We start from the raw sequence: 14,191 nt of genomic DNA, 5'->3' as shown, positions 1-14,191 counted from the left end.
GCACTGTGCTGACGACTGCTGACTGGTGGGGGTGGACGGAACTCAACCGCCCGGGTTCTCCATCCGACCGGCGACCACACCCTCGGCGATCGCCGCCGTCTCGGTGTCGGTCAGCCGGCGGGTGCCCTCGGCGGTAGCGGTCATCACCACCGGATAGATCCGGCGGGTCAGGTCCGGTCCGCCTGTCGCGGTGTCGTCGTCGGCCGCGTCGTAGAGCGCCTCGACCGCGAGCCGGGTCGCGTCGTCCACGGAGATGCCGGCCCGGAAGCGCTTCTTCAACGCCGACTTCGCAAAGAGCGAGCCGGAGCCGATCGCGTCGTACCCGGTCTCCTCGTACGGGCCACCGGTCACGTCGAAGCTGAAGATCCGCCCCGCCCGCGACGGGTCGGCGGCGGCCAGGTCGAAGCCGGCGAACAGCGGAACCACGGCCAGGCCCTGCATGGCCGCGCCCAGGTTGCCCCGGATCATCGACGCCAGACGGTTGGCCTTGCCGTCGAGCGAGAGCATCGCGCCCTCGATCTTCTCGTAGTGCTCCAGCTCCACCTGGAACAGTCGCATCAGCTCGATGCCGATGCCCGCGGTGCCCGCGATGCCGACTAGCGAGTACGCGTCGGCGGGGTGCACCTTCTCGATGTCGCGCTGGGCGATCAGGTTGCCCATGGTGGCCCGTCGGTCGCCGGCCATCACCACACCGCCGGCGGCCGAGATCGCCACGATGGTGGTCGCGTGCGGCGCCAGGTCGGCGGCCATGCCCGGCGGCAACGGCCGACGACCGGGCAGCATCTCGGGCGCCACCCGGCTCAGAAACGTGGTGAAGGAGGACGTCCCCGCGTTGGTGAACACATCTGGTAGACGCCCGGATGGATCAAAGCCCGCTGCCACGTGGTTCCTCTCAGGTACGTGATCGCCCTGGCCAGCCTCGTAGGACTGTCACGGAACTGGCCAAGACCACCGTTGCAGTTGAAGCAGAGTATCCCGCGCACCCATCCGGTGCGATGATCGTGGTCCAGATGTTGCGGGTCCGCGCCGCCGCAGATCGCGCAGACCCCGCCCTGCTCGGCCAGGAGCTCCTGAAACTCCTTCTCGCCGATGCCGTACCGCCGCCGCAGGTGGTACTCGCGTGTCCCGCCGTAGAGCCGCTGCGCGGTCTCCTTGCCACGGGCATTATGGCAGGGTTTGCAGTAGCTGTGCCGGCCGCTCGCCTTGGTCGTGGTGGTGGGGAATTCCTCCAAGGGCTTGATCTGCTCGCAGTCCGGACACCACTTGAGACCCTCGCCGACGGGCGTGGGCGAGCGTCGCTGCGGGGCGATACCCCGCTTACGCCGGCTCGCCGCGGACCGGAGAGCCGCACAGGCTTTGCAGTAGAAGGCGAGACCGTCTGCCCGTCGACGGTCTCGATGGAAGTCCGTGCTGGGCAGCACCCTCTTGCACTGCGGGCATGCCTTGCCCGAGGGGTCCGATAAATCGGACATTAAGCCCTATTCCCCGCCCTTCTGGACATAACCCCTCACGAACTCCTCCGCGTTTTCTTCCAGGACGGAGTCGATCTCGTCGAGGAGGTCGTCGACGTCCTCGGTGATCTCGGCGTGCCGCTCGGCCACCTCGGGGTTGGCCTCCGTGGTGACGTCCTCGATCTCCTCGCCCTGGCGGGACTTACCGGACTGCGACTGGCCGCCGCTGTCATGAGTGGCCATTGCTGCCTCCTCCACGATCGTCTGCGATGAACTTACCTCGCGCGGACGACGAAAAGCCCGCCGCGCGCCGGGTTGCGGCGCACGGCGGGCATTCGGGAGCGGATTCAGCCCCCGGTCAGCGTCTCCAACAGGTCCTTGGCGCTGGCGCAGCGGTCGAAGAGGGCGCCGACGTGGGCGCGGGTGCCCCGCTCCGGCTCCATCATCGGCACCCGGACCAGTGACTCCCGACCCACGTCGAAGATCACCGAGTCCCAGCTCGCGGCGACCACCTCGGAGGCGTACTGGGCGAGGCAGCGGCCACGGAAGTAGGCCCGGGTGTCCTCCGGGGGCTCGGTCATGGCTGTGCGGGTCTCCTCGTCGGTGAGCAGCGTCTTCATCGCCCCCCGGGAGACCAGCCGGTTGTAGAGGCCCTTCTCCGGGCGTACGTCGGAGTACTGCAGGTCGACGAGTTGAAGCTTGTGCGAGCCCCAGCCGAGCTTCTCCCGCTCCCGGTAGCCCTCCAGCAGCCGCAGCTTGGCCACCCAGTCCAGCTCGTCGGCGCAGAGCATCGGGTCGCGGCCGAGCCGGTCCAGCACGTCCTCCCACCGGTCCAGCACGTCGGCGGTCTGCTCGTCGACGTCGGTGCCGTAGCGGTCGTCGACAAAGGACCGCACCCGCTCCAGGTACGCCCACTGCAGGTCCAGAGCGGTCAGGCGGCGGCCGTCGCGCAGCCTCATGAGGTGCGCCAGGGAGGGGTCGTGGCTGACCGCGCGGAGTTCGCTTACCGGGTCGGCGATGCCGAGGTCCGCGCCGAGCGCCTTCTCCTCGATCATGGTGAGGATCAGCGCGGTGGTGCCCACCTTGAGGTAGGTGGAGATCTCGGAGAGGTTGGCGTCGCCGATGATGACGTGCAGCCGGCGGTACTTGTCGGCGTCGGCGTGCGGCTCGTCGCGGGTGTTGATGATCGGCCGCTTGAGGGTCGTCTCCAGGCCGACCTCGACCTCGAAGAAGTCGGCGCGCTGGGAGATCTGGAAGCCGCTCTGCCCGCCGTCCTGCCCGATGCCGACGCGGCCGGCGCCGCAGACGATCTGCCGGGTCACGAAGAACGGCGTCAGGTACGCCACGATGTCGGCGAACGGGGTCTGCCGGCGCATCAGGTAGTTCTCGTGGGCGCCGTAGCTCGCGCCCTTGTTGTCGGTGTTGTTCTTGTACAGGTGGATGGGCTGGCTGCCGGGGATGGTGGCGGCCCGGCGGGACGCCTCGGCCATGACCCGCTCGCCGGCCTTGTCCCAGCGCACGATGTCGCGGGGGGTGGTGACCTCGGGGGTGGAGTATTCGGGGTGGGCGTGGTCCACATACAGGCGTGCGCCGTTGGTGAGTATCACGTTGGCCAGGCCGAGGTCCTCGTCCGCGAGGGCTTCGGCGGGGTCGTAGGCGGCCCCGGAGTAGGTGAAGCCGCGGGCGTCGCGCAGCGGCGACTCCTCCTCGTAGTCCCAGCGGGCGCGCCCGCCCCGGTTGAGCTCTGGCCGGGCCCCGTAGGCGTTGACCACCTGGGACGAGGTGACCATCGGGTTGGCTCCGGCCTGGCCGGGCACGGAGATGCCGTACTCGACCTCGGTGCCCATGATCCGTCTTACGCTCATCGACCTACCCGCTTCGCTCGCCCGACCCGGTCCCCCGTCATGTCGAGCGTAGTCCGAGTGTTCGGGGACGGGGGCACGCCGGTGCGGGCGGGTTACCGGTGTCGTCTGCGCTGCCCGTCGCCGGGACCAGCCCGGCAGGGGTCGGCGCGACGGGTGGGGCCCGGGACGCGACGCGTCCCGGGCCCGCTGGTGTCACCGTTTGTTCAGAGGTACTGGCCGGTGTTGCTGGCGGTCTCGATGGACCGGCCGGCCTCGGCGCCCTTGCCGCCGGAGACGAGCGTGCGGATGTAGACGATCCGCTCGCCCTTCTTGCCGGAGATGCGGGCCCAGTCGTCGGGGTTTGTGGTGTTGGGGAGGTCCTCGTTCTCGCGGAACTCGTCGACGCAGGCGTCGAGCAGGTGCTGCAGGCGCAGGCCCTTGCGACCGGAGGTGAGGAATTCCTTGATGGCCATCTTCTTGCTCCGGTCGACGATGTTCTGGATCATCGCGCCGGAGTTGAAGTCCTTGAAGTAGAGGACTTCCTTGTCACCGTTGGCGTAGGTGACTTCGAGGAAGCGGTTCTCCTCGGTCTCGGAGTACATCCGCAGCACGACGGCGTCGATCATCGCGGCGACGGTGGCCTGGGGGTCGGCTCCGTGTTCGGCGAGGTCGTCCGGGTGCAGCGGCAGCCCGGAGAGGATGTACTTGGAGAAGATGTCCTTCGCCGCTTCGGCGTCCGGTCGCTCGATCTTGATTTTCACGTCGAGGCGACCGGGGCGCAGGATCGCCGGGTCGATCATGTCTTCCCGGTTGGAGGCGCCGATGACTATGACGTTCTCCAGGCCCTCCACGCCGTCGATCTCGCTGAGCAGCTGCGGGACGATCGTGTTCTCCACGTCGGAGGAGACACCGGAGCCGCGGGTCCGGAAGATCGAGTCCATCTCGTCGAAGAACACGATCACCGGGGTGCCCTCGCCGGCCTTCTCCCGAGCCCGCTGGAAGATCAGCCGGATGTGCCGCTCGGTCTCGCCGACGTACTTGTTGAGCAGCTCCGGGCCCTTGATGTTGAGGAAGAAGCTGGTGTGCTTCTCCTTGCCCTGCCGCTCGGCGATCTTCTTGGCCAGCGAGTTGGCCACCGCCTTGGCGATGAGTGTCTTTCCGCAGCCGGGCGGGCCGTAGAGCAGGATGCCCTTGGGCGGGCGGAGCTGGTGCTCGCGGAACAGGTCCGCGTGCAGGAACGGCAGCTCCACCGCGTCGCGGATCTGCTCGATCTGCGACTGGAGGCCACCGATGTCGCCGTAGTCGACGTCGGGCACCTCCTCCAGGACCAGCTCCTCGACCTCGCTCTTCGGGATCCGCTCGTACGCGTACGCCGAGCGGGGCTCGATCATGAGCGAGTCGCCGGCCCGGATCGCCGAGCCGATGAGCGTCTCGGCGAGGTGCACGATGCGTTCCTCGTCGGAGTGGGAGACCACAAGCGCCCGGTCGCCCGGCCCGCCGTTCGGTCCCTCCAGGATCTCCTTGAGCATCACGACCTCACCGACCCGCTCGTATCCGAACGCGTCGACGATGTTGAGCGCGTCGTTGAGCAGGACCTCCTGGCCGCGGCGCAGCTCGTCCACGTCCAGTGAGGGCGAGACGGAGACCCGCAGTTTGCGGCCGCCTGTGAAGACGTCCACCGTCCCGTCGTCGTGCTTGGCCAGGAAGACCCCGTAGCCGCTCGGCGGCTGCGCGAGCCGGTCGATCTCCTCCTTGAGCGTGACGATCTGCGTGCGAGCCTCCTTGAGGGTGCTCACCAGCCGGTCGTTGTTCTCGGTCAGCCGCGCCAACTGTGCCTGGGTGGCCGCCAGCCGCTCTTCGAGCTGCCGGACGTGTCGGGGGCTTTCGGTCAACTTACGCCGCACCAGAGCGAGTTCCTCCTGAAGGAACGCGACCTGCGTGGAGAGATCGTGGGCTTCCTTCTCCCACCGTGCGGCGCGCGAGTCCGCGTCGTCGCTGCGTGCTGCCACGTCCCACCTCCCCGGGGGGCTTGAACGTTCTGACCTAACACTAGCCGCTATGAGCCCGATTCGGTCCCACGCAACACCCTCGTCACCGAACCTTGATCGCCAAGGGTGGCCTGGCGGGCCGGTACGGACGTTCAGGTACCGTCGGAGGCTGGTACGGGAGAACATGGGGGGTGCACCGGTGGCCGAGGTCGCGACCGACCAGTTGCAGGTCTGGGTGGACCAGGATCTCTGCACGGGTGACGGGCTCTGCGTGCAGTACGCGCCGGAGGTTTTCGAGTTCGACATCGACGGCCTGGCGTACGTCAAGGGCGTCGACGGTGAGCTGCGGATGGCGCCGGGCAGCCGGGTGGACGTGCCCGCGCACCTGCGCCTCGAAGTTATCGACTCCGCGAAGGAGTGCCCGGGCGACTGCATCCACGTGGTGCGCGGCGACGGCGTCGAGGTCGCCGGCCCGGACGCCGAGGACGACTGAGTCGGGCGGGCGCCGGCGTCGCGGTTCGCGCGACGCCGGCGCCACCCGTTCGGGGTACGCCCTCAGAGCATCGGGCGGCCGACCACCGACGCCACCAGCCGGGCGAACTCCTCCAGTCGGGCGATCTGCCCGGCGCCGCCGTCGTCGAGGGTCTTGCCGAAGCGCAGCGCGTCGTGTCGGGGCGTACCCGCCATCTCCTCGCTCGGCGGGGCCTCGTCCAGCGAGGTGAGCAGCAGGTAGACGTCGATGCTGTCGACCCGGATCTCGCCGCTCTCGGAGCGGTTGAGCCGCCGCCGGCAGCCCACCTCGGTGACAGTGGAGACCGGCACCACCCGCAGTGACGACGTCATCGAGCCCGGCGGCCCCTCCCCCGGCGGCACGTCCTCACCGTGCCAGAGGATCAGTCGGCTGCCGTCGCAGACGACAACCTCCTGCCACACGCCGTTGACCTCGTTGACGAAGCGTTCCAGGGTGAAGCCGAGCACCGAGGCGCCGCGCAGCACACCACCGAGGGCTTCCAGGGCGACGTCCGGGTCGCGCAGGTAGGCCCGCGCCGCCGATTCCAGATCCTGGTACGGCGACCAGTCCGGAAAAACGGCGGGCAGGTCGCCGCCGCCGTAACCCGGTCGGCTCATGCCGCCGCCTCCCCCCGCTCGCCGATGGTCACGGCCTGTCCATCTCCCCGGTCGTGTCGGGCTGCGCGTCGGCGGCCCGGGCGGCGGCCGCCTGGCGGGCCGCCTCGGCCTCGCGCAGGTCCTGCCGGCGCTGCGCGTACGCCTCGGTGCCCTTGCTGGGCTTGCGGCGGCGCGGCGGCGCGGTGACGCCCGGGGCGAGCTTGCGCGCGGAGACCAGGAACGCGGTGTGCGCGATCATCCGGTGGTCGGGGCGCACGGCGAGGCCCTCGGCGTGCCAGTCGCGCACCAGCGACTCCCAGGCGCGGGGCTCGGTCCAGCCGCCGCGCTCGCGCAGCGCCTCGACGAGTTCGGAGAGTTGGGGCGTGGTGGCGACGTAGCCGATGAAGACGCCGCCGGGCACCAGCGCGCGCTCGACCATGTCGAGGGTCTCCCAGGGGGTGAGCATGTCGAGGATGATCCGGTCGAAGCCGGTCTCCTGGCACTGCGCGACGTCGCCGACGTGCAGGTTCCACGAGGGGTGTGGCCCGTTGAAGAACGCCTCGACGTTGCGCTTGGCGATCTGGGCGAAGTCGTCGCGCACCTCGAACGAGTGCAACTCTCCCTCGGTGCCGACGGCGCGCAGCAGCGAGCAGCTGAGCGCGCCGGAGCCGGCGCCGGCCTCGAGGACCTTGGCGCCGGGGAAGATGTCGCCCATCGCGACGATCTGCGCCGAGTCCTTCGGGTAGATCACCTGGGCGCCGCGCGGCATGGACAGCACGTAGTCCGAGAGCAGCGGGCGCAGCGCCAGGAAGGCGGTGCCGCCGCCGGAGGTGGTCACCACGCTGCCGTCGGGCAGCCCGATCAGCGCGTCGTGCGCCAGGATGCCGCGGTGGGTGTGGAACTCCTTGCCGGGCTCCAGCGTCACGGTGTGCATCCGCCCCTTGGGGTCGGTCAGCTGCACCCGGTCGCCGGGCCGGAACGGGCCACGGTGCACGGGTGTCAGCGCTCCGGGGGCGGTGTCGGCGGCGACGGTGGAGGGAGTTGCGGTCACGATGTCATCTTCCGGTTGGGTTCGAGGAGCTGTGCCAGGTCCCCGATGTGCAGAATGCCGACGACATCTTCGCCTGACGTCACCACGTACTGCGCGCCCGGGTGGGTCTGCACGGCCTCCATCACCCGTTCCCCGTCCAACCCGACCGGCAGGGCGGGGAGGGCGGCCAGTGGCCGGGCGACGGTGTCCACCGTCAGCCAGGGGCGGCGCTCGGCGGGGACGGCCGCGGCGGCGGCCGGGTCGACAAGCGCCACCGGGTGACCGGTGGAGTCGGTGACCAGCAGCGCGGCGGCGGGCTGCCCGCCCTCGGCGCGGCGGCGCTGTGCCTCGGACAGCGGTGTGCCGGTGGGCACCGGCCAGATCGGCCGTGCCAGCCGGGACAGGTCGATCAGCGGGAACCGCCGGCTGACCCGCGCGGCCCGGATCGACTGCCCGGCGCCGCGCCAGAGGGTGACGGCGACCAGCAGCATCAGGGGCAGCGCCACCGGCACCAGGTAGTCGGTCAGGGTCAACAGACCGACCAGGACGGCGGTGCCGACGGCCACGACGCGGCCCGCCCAGCCGGCGACCTCGGTGCCGCGGTGCCGGTCGCGGGTCAGGCCCCACACGGCGGCGCGGAGGGCACGCCCGCCGTCCAGCGGCAACCCGGGGAGGATGTTGAACACCGCGACGATGACGTTGCTCAGCGCGAGCTGGAAGGCGAGCTGGTGGGCCACGGTGCCCGGGGGCAGGGCCACGGTGGCGGCGACCGCGAGGACGCCGAGCACCGCGGAGACCGCCGGGCCGGCGAGCGACACCAGTAGGTCGACCTTGGGCGTCGGCGCGTCCCGGTCCATCTCGGTGTACCCGCCGAGCAGTTCCAGGGTGATCCCGCGCACACCGATGCCGTAGCGGCGGGCGGTGAGCGCGTGTCCCAGCTCGTGCAGCAGCACCGAGCCGAGCAGTGACACCACGAACCCGAAGCCGATGAGGTAGCCACTGACCTGCGGCAGGTCCAGTTGCCGGCGGGCGAACTCGGCGTAGAGCACGGCGACCAGCACGGCGAGCAGGAGCATCGAGGCGTTGAGGTGCAGCGGCACCCCGAGCACCCGGCCCGCGCTCAGACCGGGTCGCCGGTCGGACCGACGCGGCGGCCGGGGTGTCTGCTCCATCGCACCGATGCTACGGACCGGTCCGGCGTGGGGCGGGCGGCGGGCGGTGTCACACCGGTGCCCTAACCTTTGCGGACATGACGGCGGAACCGGTCACCACCTCCCAGTCCTCCTCCCCGGCGCAGGCGCCGCCGACGGTGCGGGCCTCGCTGTCGCCGTCGCGGGCGGCGGATTTCAAGACCTGCCCGCTGCTCTACCGGTTCCGCAGCATCGACCGGTTGCCGGAGCGGACGACAGTCGAGCAGGCGCGGGGCACGCTTGTGCACGCGGTGCTGGAGCGGCTGTTCGACCTGCCGGCGCAGGGCCGCACCCCGGCCGCTGCCGGCGACCTGGTGGCCCCCCAGTGGGATCGGCTGGTCACCGAGCAGCCGGAGCTTGCCGGGATCTTCGACGACGCCGAGCCGGCCGGCCCGGTGGAGTTCCTGCGCTCCGCGGCGGGGCTGCTGGAGGGCTACTTCGCGGTGGAGGATCCGACCCGGCTGGAGCCGGCCGAGCGGGAGAGCCTGATCTCGGCGGTCGTCGACGACGAGCTGCTGATCCGGGGCTATCTCGATCGGCTCGACGTCGCCCCGGACGGCGCGCTGCGGGTGGTCGACTACAAGACCGGCGGCGCGCCGCGGGAGGCGTTCGAGGCGCGGGCGCTGTTCCAGCTGAAGTTCTACGCGCTGGTGCTGTGGCGCACCCGGGGGGTGGTGCCCCGGGTGCTGCGGCTGCTCTACCTGCGCGACGCCGAGGTGTTGGACTACACCCCCGACGCCGACGAGCTGGTCCGCTTCGAGCGCACGGTGGTGGCGCTGTGGCGGGCGATCGAGCAGGCCACCGCCCGGCAGGATTTCCGACCCCGTCCGAGCAGGCTGTGCGACTGGTGCAGTCACCAGGCGCTCTGCCCCACCTTCGGCGGGACTCCGCCGCCGTTCCCCGTCGCGGCGGCGAACGCCGATCCGCTGCGCGACGCCCGGTCCGCTCCGGTGGTGCCCGGCGCCGACGAGTGACCGCCGGTTCGCCCGGGCCCGACCGCGACGGTGCCGCGTCGGTCGGGACACCGCGGCCGGCGGGCCTCTACGGTGGTCCACGACGCGCCGGCCGGTGTACGCGACGATGACCGGCGTGGGCGCGACGGCGACGGGGACGGGAGACGTGATGGCCGATCGGGTGGCCTCGGCGCGGCCGGTGCGGATCCTGCTCGCCGACGACCAGCCGCTGCTGCGCACGGGCTTCCGGATGGTGCTGGGCGCCGAGGGTGATCTGGACGTGGTGGCGGAGGCCGGCGACGGCGTGGAGGCGGTGGAGCTGTCGCGGCGGCTGCTGCCCGACGTCGTGCTGATGGACATCCGGATGCCCCGCATGGACGGGGTGGCGGCGACCCGGGCGATCGTCGACTCCCGGCTGCCGGTGCGGGTGCTGGTGCTGACCACGTTCGACCTCGACGAGTACGTGGTGGGCGCGCTGCGCGCGGGCGCGAGCGGGTTCCTGGCCAAGGACGTGCCGGCCGAGGAGTTGATCGCCGCGATCCGCACGGTGGCCGGCGGGGACGCGGTTGTCGCGCCGCGGATCCTGCGCCGCCTGCTGGAGCGCTTCGCCGGCCTGCTGCCGGACCCTGCGGCGACTCCGTCGGCGGCGCTCAGCGCGCTCACCGACCGGGAACGTGAGGTGCTGGTGCAGGTGGCCCGGGGGTTGTCCAACGCCGAGATCGCCGCTGTGCTGTCGGTGAGCGAGACCACAGTCAAGACCCATGTCGGGCACGTGCTGACCAAGCTGCGGCTGCGCGACCGGGTGCAGGCGGTCGTGCTGGCGTACGAGTCGGGTCTGGTCCGCCCGCGGGCGTAGTGGCCGCGTGACGGGTACCCCACCCGGCGTACTCGAAGATCCCTCCGTGGGGGGACGGCTCTGTTGCCGTCGTCACCTACCGTGACCGTAGACGGCTCGGCGCGGTTGACCCTCCTGTGGCGTGAGGGGGAAGTGTCGTGCCCGGCGGTGTTTCGCCGGTCGGGAAACCTGTCGATCGGCCGTCGGGTCAGGGGCAACCCTGATGCGGCATGGGGGTGCACCCGCAGCGGGAAATCCGCGCCGGGTCCCCCCGTGGGCGGACAAGGCGGGCCCGAGCAGCGCCGATGATTGAACAGTCACGCCGGACCATCGGGGGGCGGCGTGAGATTCGGACAGACGGAAGAGGTAGATGACGTGACCGCGACGGTAGGCCAGCAGGCGCAGGCCGCGGCCCGGGCGAACGACGTGTGGAAGGTGTACGGCAGCGGCGAGGCTCAGGTCATCGCCCTGCGGGGGGTCAGCGCGGAGTTCGAACGTGGCCGCTTCACCGCGATCATGGGCCCGTCGGGTTCCGGCAAGTCGACGCTGATGCACTGCCTGGCCGGTCTGGACTCGGTGACCCGGGGAACGGTGTCGATCGGTGCGACGACTGTCACCGGGTTGGGCGACTCGGGGCTGACGAAGCTACGCCGGGACAAGGTGGGCTTCATCTTCCAGCAGTTCAACCTGCTGCCGACGCTCACCGCGAAGGAGAACATCCTGCTGCCGTTGTCGATCGCCGGGCGCAAGCCGGACCCGGCCTGGTACGACACGGTGATCAGGACGGTGGGGCTGCAGGACCGGTTGGACCACCGGCCGGCGCAGCTCTCCGGCGGTCAGCAGCAGCGGGTGGCGTGTGCGCGGGCGCTGGTCTCCCGTCCCGAGGTGATCTTCGCGGACGAGCCGACAGGCAACCTGGACTCGCGCTCCGGGGCGGAGGTGCTCGGCTTCCTGCGTAACTCGGTGCGTGAGCACGGCCAGACCATCGTCATGGTCACCCACGACCCGACCGCCGCGGCGTACGCCGACCGGGTGGTCTTCCTCGCCGACGGGCAGATCGTCTCGGAGTTGATCGAGCCGACCGCCGAGACGGTGCTGGACACCATGAAGAAGCTGGACACTCCGGCCGAGGTGGGCAACTGATGTTCCGGGCGACACTCAAGAGTCTGCTGGCCCGCAAGGTCCGGTTGATCCTGTCCGGGCTGGCGGTGGTGCTCGGGGTCATGTTCGTCTCCGGCGCGTTCGTGTTGACCGACACGCTCGGCCGCTCCTTCGACTCGGTCTTCGCCGACGGCTTCTCCGAGATCGACGTGAACGTCGCGGCGAAGCCGAAGGTCGAGGTCAACGAGATGGAGGGCGAGCAGACCGCCGCTGCGCTGCCGGCCGCCGTGGTGGGCCGGGTCAAGCAGGTGCCGGGGGTGGCTTCGGCCACCGGCATCGTCAACGCCGACGGCGCCCGGGTGATCGGCAGCAACGGCAAGGTGGTCACGTCGTTCGGTCCGCCGCAGCTGGGCGAGAACTGGATCGGCGAGAGCGACCTGATGCAGCTGCGGGAGGGGCGCGCGCCGCAGGCCGAGAACGAGATCGTCATCAACAAGGCGTTGGCCACGACGGCGAAGGTGCAGGTCGGTCAGAAGGTCGGCGTGCTCACCGCGTTCGAGTCGAAGAAGCGGGACTTCACGCTCGTCGGCATCATGGGTTACAGCGGTGACCGGGACTCGATCGGTGGTGTCAACGAGGTCTTCTTCACCACGCCTGTGGCGCAGCGGCTGATGCTGGGCGAGCCGGACACGTTCAGCAGCATCACGCTGCGCGCCGCCGACGGCGTCTCGGACGAGACGCTGCGCGACGACGTGGCCCGCACGCTGGGCGCGGACTTCGAGGTGAAGACCGGCGAGCAGGTGGCCGCGGACGCCTCTGCCAGCCTGAAGGAGGGCCTGTCCTTCTTCAACAAGATCCTGCTCGGCTTCGCCGCGGTGGCGCTGCTGGTGGGCACCTTCCTGATCCTCAACACCTTCTCGATCATCGTGGCGCAGCGCACCCGGGAGTTGGCGCTGATGCGCGCCATCGGGGCCAGCGGCCGGCAGATCATCGGTTCGGTGGTGTTGGAGGCCATCGCGGTCGGGTTGATCGCGTCGGTGCTCGGCCTGGCGGCCGGCATCGGCGTGGGGGCGCTGTTGGCGTTCCTGTTCGGCAAGTTGGCCGGTGGGCTGACCCTGGCCGGGATCGGTGTGCCGGCGGCCGCGGTGATCGGGTCGTTCGGCGTCGGTCTGGTGATCACCGTGGTGGCGGCGCTGCTGCCGGCGCTGCGGGCATCCCGGATCCCCCCGATCGCCGCCATGCAGGACGTGGCCACCCCGGACCGGCCGCTGACCAAGGTCACGGTGGCCGGGGCGGTCGTCACGGGCATCGGCGCGGTGCTGCTCTTCCTGGGGCTCAGCGGCAACGCGGGCGGTCAGACCCTGGCCACCATCCTGGGTGGGGTGCTGTTCGCCTTCATCGGCGTGGCGCTGCTGACGCCGCTGATCAGTCGGCCGGTGGTGAGCCTGCTCGGCGCGATCTTCTCCTGGTCGGTGCCGGGCAAGCTGGGCCGGCTGAACTCGGGGCGCAACCCGCGGCGCACGGCGATCACCGCCGCCGCGCTGATGGTCGGCATCGCGCTGGTCACCGGCGTCACGGTGATCCTCGACTCGGCCAAGGGCAGCATCAGCGCCCTCGCCCAGGACACCATCAAGGCCGAGCTGGTGATCTCCGGTCAGCAGGGCGGGCCGCGTCCGCCGAGCTTCGACCCGGGTGTGCTGGACAAGGCGAAGGCCCTGCCCGGCGTGGCGCTGGTCGACGGCGAGTACGGCGACATGGCGAAGCTCGACGGTGAGAGCACCTGGGTCGCGGCGAGCAGTGACATCACGTCGCTGCGGCGGATCTTCGGGGCGAAGGCCACCGCCGGTGACATCGACCGGCTCGGTCCGACCCAGATGCTGGCCAGTTCGGACACGGCCACATCCCGTGGCTGGTCGGTGGGTTCGACGGTCAAGGTGCAGCCGACCCGGGGCGAGGCCCGGACCTACACCGTCAGCGGGATCTACGAGTCGTCGCAGCTGACCAACCCGGTGACGTTGCCGGTGCAGGCCGCGAAGGACTTCGCCATCCCGCAGCCCATCCAGGGCTTCATCCAGCTCGCGCCGGGCACCCAGGTGGCCGACGTGCAGCCGCAGGTGGAGACGCTGCTCGCGGACAGCCCCGAGGTCTCGGTGGCCGACCGGGACGCGTTCATCAAGCAGCAGACCAGTTCGCTCGACGGGCTGCTCACGATGATCCAGATCCTGTTGGCGCTGGCCATCGTGATCGCCGTGCTGGGCATCATCAACACGCTCGCGCTGTCGGTGCTGGAGCGGACCCGGGAACTGGGTCTGCTGCGGGCCATCGGCCTGCGCCGTGGCCAGACCATGGGCATGATCACTGTCGAGGCGGTGGTGATCTCCGTGTTCGGCGCGCTGCTGGGCGTGGCGGTCGGCAGCGGCCTCGGCGCCGCAGTGGTCGAGGCGCTCAAGGACGAGGGCATCACCGACCTGATCCTGCCCTGGGGACAGATGGGGGTCTTCCTCGGTCTCGCCGCGATCATCGGGGTGGTGGCCGCGGTGCTCCCCGCCGTGCGGGCGGCCCGGATCAACGTCCTGGGCGCGATCGCCCACGACTGAGCACGTCACCGAGGCCCCCGACCGCCACTGCGCGGTCGGGGGCCTCGGCCGTCCGGCCTGGCCGATTCGTCCCCGTCGGTCGGCGCGCGCTGCCA

13 protein-coding genes are annotated in these 14,191 nt (G+C 70.7%); 5 read left to right on the top strand and 8 right to left on the bottom strand.

Translation table 11 applies throughout. The features are described from left to right. Positions 1-42 precede the first annotated feature (42 nt). The 5 genes from prcB to arc all read right to left on the bottom strand — a co-directional run bounded on the left by prcB (position 43) and on the right by arc (position 5,304). Positions 43-882, bottom strand: coding sequence for a proteasome subunit beta (prcB, locus tag ACLQ26_RS23755; protein ID WP_363689449.1), 840 nt, complete (start codon positions 880-882; stop codon positions 43-45). Next, positions 801-1,232: an endonuclease VII domain-containing protein gene (locus ACLQ26_RS23750; RefSeq protein WP_425746529.1), complete on the bottom strand. Its 432-nt coding sequence runs from the start codon at positions 1,230-1,232 to the stop codon at positions 801-803. The genes prcB and ACLQ26_RS23750 overlap by 82 nt, the downstream gene beginning before the upstream one ends. 246 nt (positions 1,233-1,478) lie before the next feature. Then, on the bottom strand, positions 1,479-1,694 hold the full coding sequence (locus ACLQ26_RS23745) for a ubiquitin-like protein Pup (protein ID WP_088948111.1): 216 nt from the start codon (positions 1,692-1,694) through the stop codon (positions 1,479-1,481). A gap of 104 nt (positions 1,695-1,798) precedes the next feature. Next, positions 1,799-3,316 carry a depupylase/deamidase Dop gene (gene dop / locus ACLQ26_RS23740; protein ID WP_425746528.1) on the bottom strand — a complete coding sequence of 506 codons (1,518 nt, stop codon included), beginning with the start codon at positions 3,314-3,316 and terminating at the stop codon, positions 1,799-1,801. A gap of 203 nt (positions 3,317-3,519) precedes the next feature. Continuing rightward, a complete protein-coding gene (gene arc / locus ACLQ26_RS23735) occupies positions 3,520-5,304 on the bottom strand; it encodes a proteasome ATPase (RefSeq protein WP_363689455.1) in 1,785 nt (594 codons plus the stop codon). A gap of 178 nt (positions 5,305-5,482) precedes the next feature. Between arc and ACLQ26_RS23730 the strand changes: the two genes are divergently transcribed. Continuing rightward, positions 5,483-5,776, top strand: coding sequence for a ferredoxin (locus tag ACLQ26_RS23730; protein WP_039908212.1), 294 nt, complete (start codon positions 5,483-5,485; stop codon positions 5,774-5,776). Positions 5,777-5,838: 62 nt separating this feature from the next. Here ACLQ26_RS23730 and ACLQ26_RS23725 read toward each other — a convergent pair whose 3' ends face one another. The 3 genes from ACLQ26_RS23725 to ACLQ26_RS23715 are packed head-to-tail and all read right to left on the bottom strand — an operon-like array spanning position 5,839 to position 8,529. After that, complete coding sequence (locus ACLQ26_RS23725; protein ID WP_355053016.1) at positions 5,839-6,411, bottom strand: hypothetical protein; 573 nt, start codon at positions 6,409-6,411, stop codon at positions 5,839-5,841. A gap of 28 nt (positions 6,412-6,439) precedes the next feature. Beyond that, the gene (locus ACLQ26_RS23720) at positions 6,440-7,441 is read right to left on the bottom strand and encodes a tRNA (adenine-N1)-methyltransferase (protein ID WP_393292814.1); all 1,002 of its coding nucleotides are present in this window, start codon (positions 7,439-7,441) and stop codon (positions 6,440-6,442) included. After that, positions 7,438-8,529 carry a site-2 protease family protein gene (locus ACLQ26_RS23715; RefSeq protein ID WP_425746692.1) on the bottom strand — a complete coding sequence of 364 codons (1,092 nt, stop codon included), beginning with the start codon at positions 8,527-8,529 and terminating at the stop codon, positions 7,438-7,440. The genes ACLQ26_RS23720 and ACLQ26_RS23715 overlap by 4 nt, the downstream gene beginning before the upstream one ends. A 140-nt stretch (positions 8,530-8,669) precedes the next feature. On the opposite strand from ACLQ26_RS23715, the gene ACLQ26_RS23710 reads away from it, so the two are divergent. The 4 genes from ACLQ26_RS23710 (at position 8,670) to ACLQ26_RS23695 (ending at position 14,096) form a co-directional block, all read left to right on the top strand. After that, positions 8,670-9,584, top strand: coding sequence for a RecB family exonuclease (locus ACLQ26_RS23710; RefSeq protein ID WP_425746527.1), 915 nt, complete (start codon positions 8,670-8,672; stop codon positions 9,582-9,584). A 148-nt stretch (positions 9,585-9,732) separates the two neighbouring features. Further along, positions 9,733-10,419: a response regulator gene (locus ACLQ26_RS23705; protein ID WP_425746526.1), complete on the top strand. Its 687-nt coding sequence runs from the start codon at positions 9,733-9,735 to the stop codon at positions 10,417-10,419. Positions 10,420-10,773: 354 nt separating this feature from the next. After that, entirely contained in the window at positions 10,774-11,541 is a 768-nt protein-coding gene (locus ACLQ26_RS23700) for an ABC transporter ATP-binding protein (protein WP_425746525.1), read from the top strand. After that, on the top strand, positions 11,541-14,096 hold the full coding sequence (locus ACLQ26_RS23695; RefSeq protein ID WP_425746524.1) for an ABC transporter permease: 2,556 nt from the start codon (positions 11,541-11,543) through the stop codon (positions 14,094-14,096). Before ACLQ26_RS23700 ends, ACLQ26_RS23695 begins: the two co-directional genes overlap by 1 nt. The last annotated feature ends 95 nt before the right edge of the window (positions 14,097-14,191 follow it).

Origin of the sequence: Micromonospora sp. DT43 (genome assembly GCF_049841645.1) — a bacterium.
Lineage (GTDB): Bacteria > Actinomycetota > Actinomycetes > Mycobacteriales > Micromonosporaceae > Micromonospora.
This window is presented reverse-complemented; position numbering and strand designations above follow the sequence as displayed.

Excerpts from the sequence above, each read along its gene's own strand:
- ACLQ26_RS23710 (WP_425746527.1), top strand. The coding sequence starts at position 8,670 with ATGACGGCGGAACCGGTCACCACCTCCCAGTCCTCCTCCCCGGCGCAG.
- ACLQ26_RS23695 (WP_425746524.1), top strand. The coding sequence starts at position 11,541 with ATGTTCCGGGCGACACTCAAGAGTCTGCTGGCCCGCAAGGTCCGGTTG.
- dop (WP_425746528.1), bottom strand. The coding sequence starts at position 3,316 with ATGAGCGTAAGACGGATCATGGGCACCGAGGTCGAGTACGGCATCTCC.
- ACLQ26_RS23725 (WP_355053016.1), bottom strand. The coding sequence starts at position 6,411 with ATGAGCCGACCGGGTTACGGCGGCGGCGACCTGCCCGCCGTTTTTCCG.
- ACLQ26_RS23745 (WP_088948111.1), bottom strand. The coding sequence starts at position 1,694 with ATGGCCACTCATGACAGCGGCGGCCAGTCGCAGTCCGGTAAGTCCCGC.
- ACLQ26_RS23705 (WP_425746526.1), top strand. The coding sequence starts at position 9,733 with ATGGCCGATCGGGTGGCCTCGGCGCGGCCGGTGCGGATCCTGCTCGCC.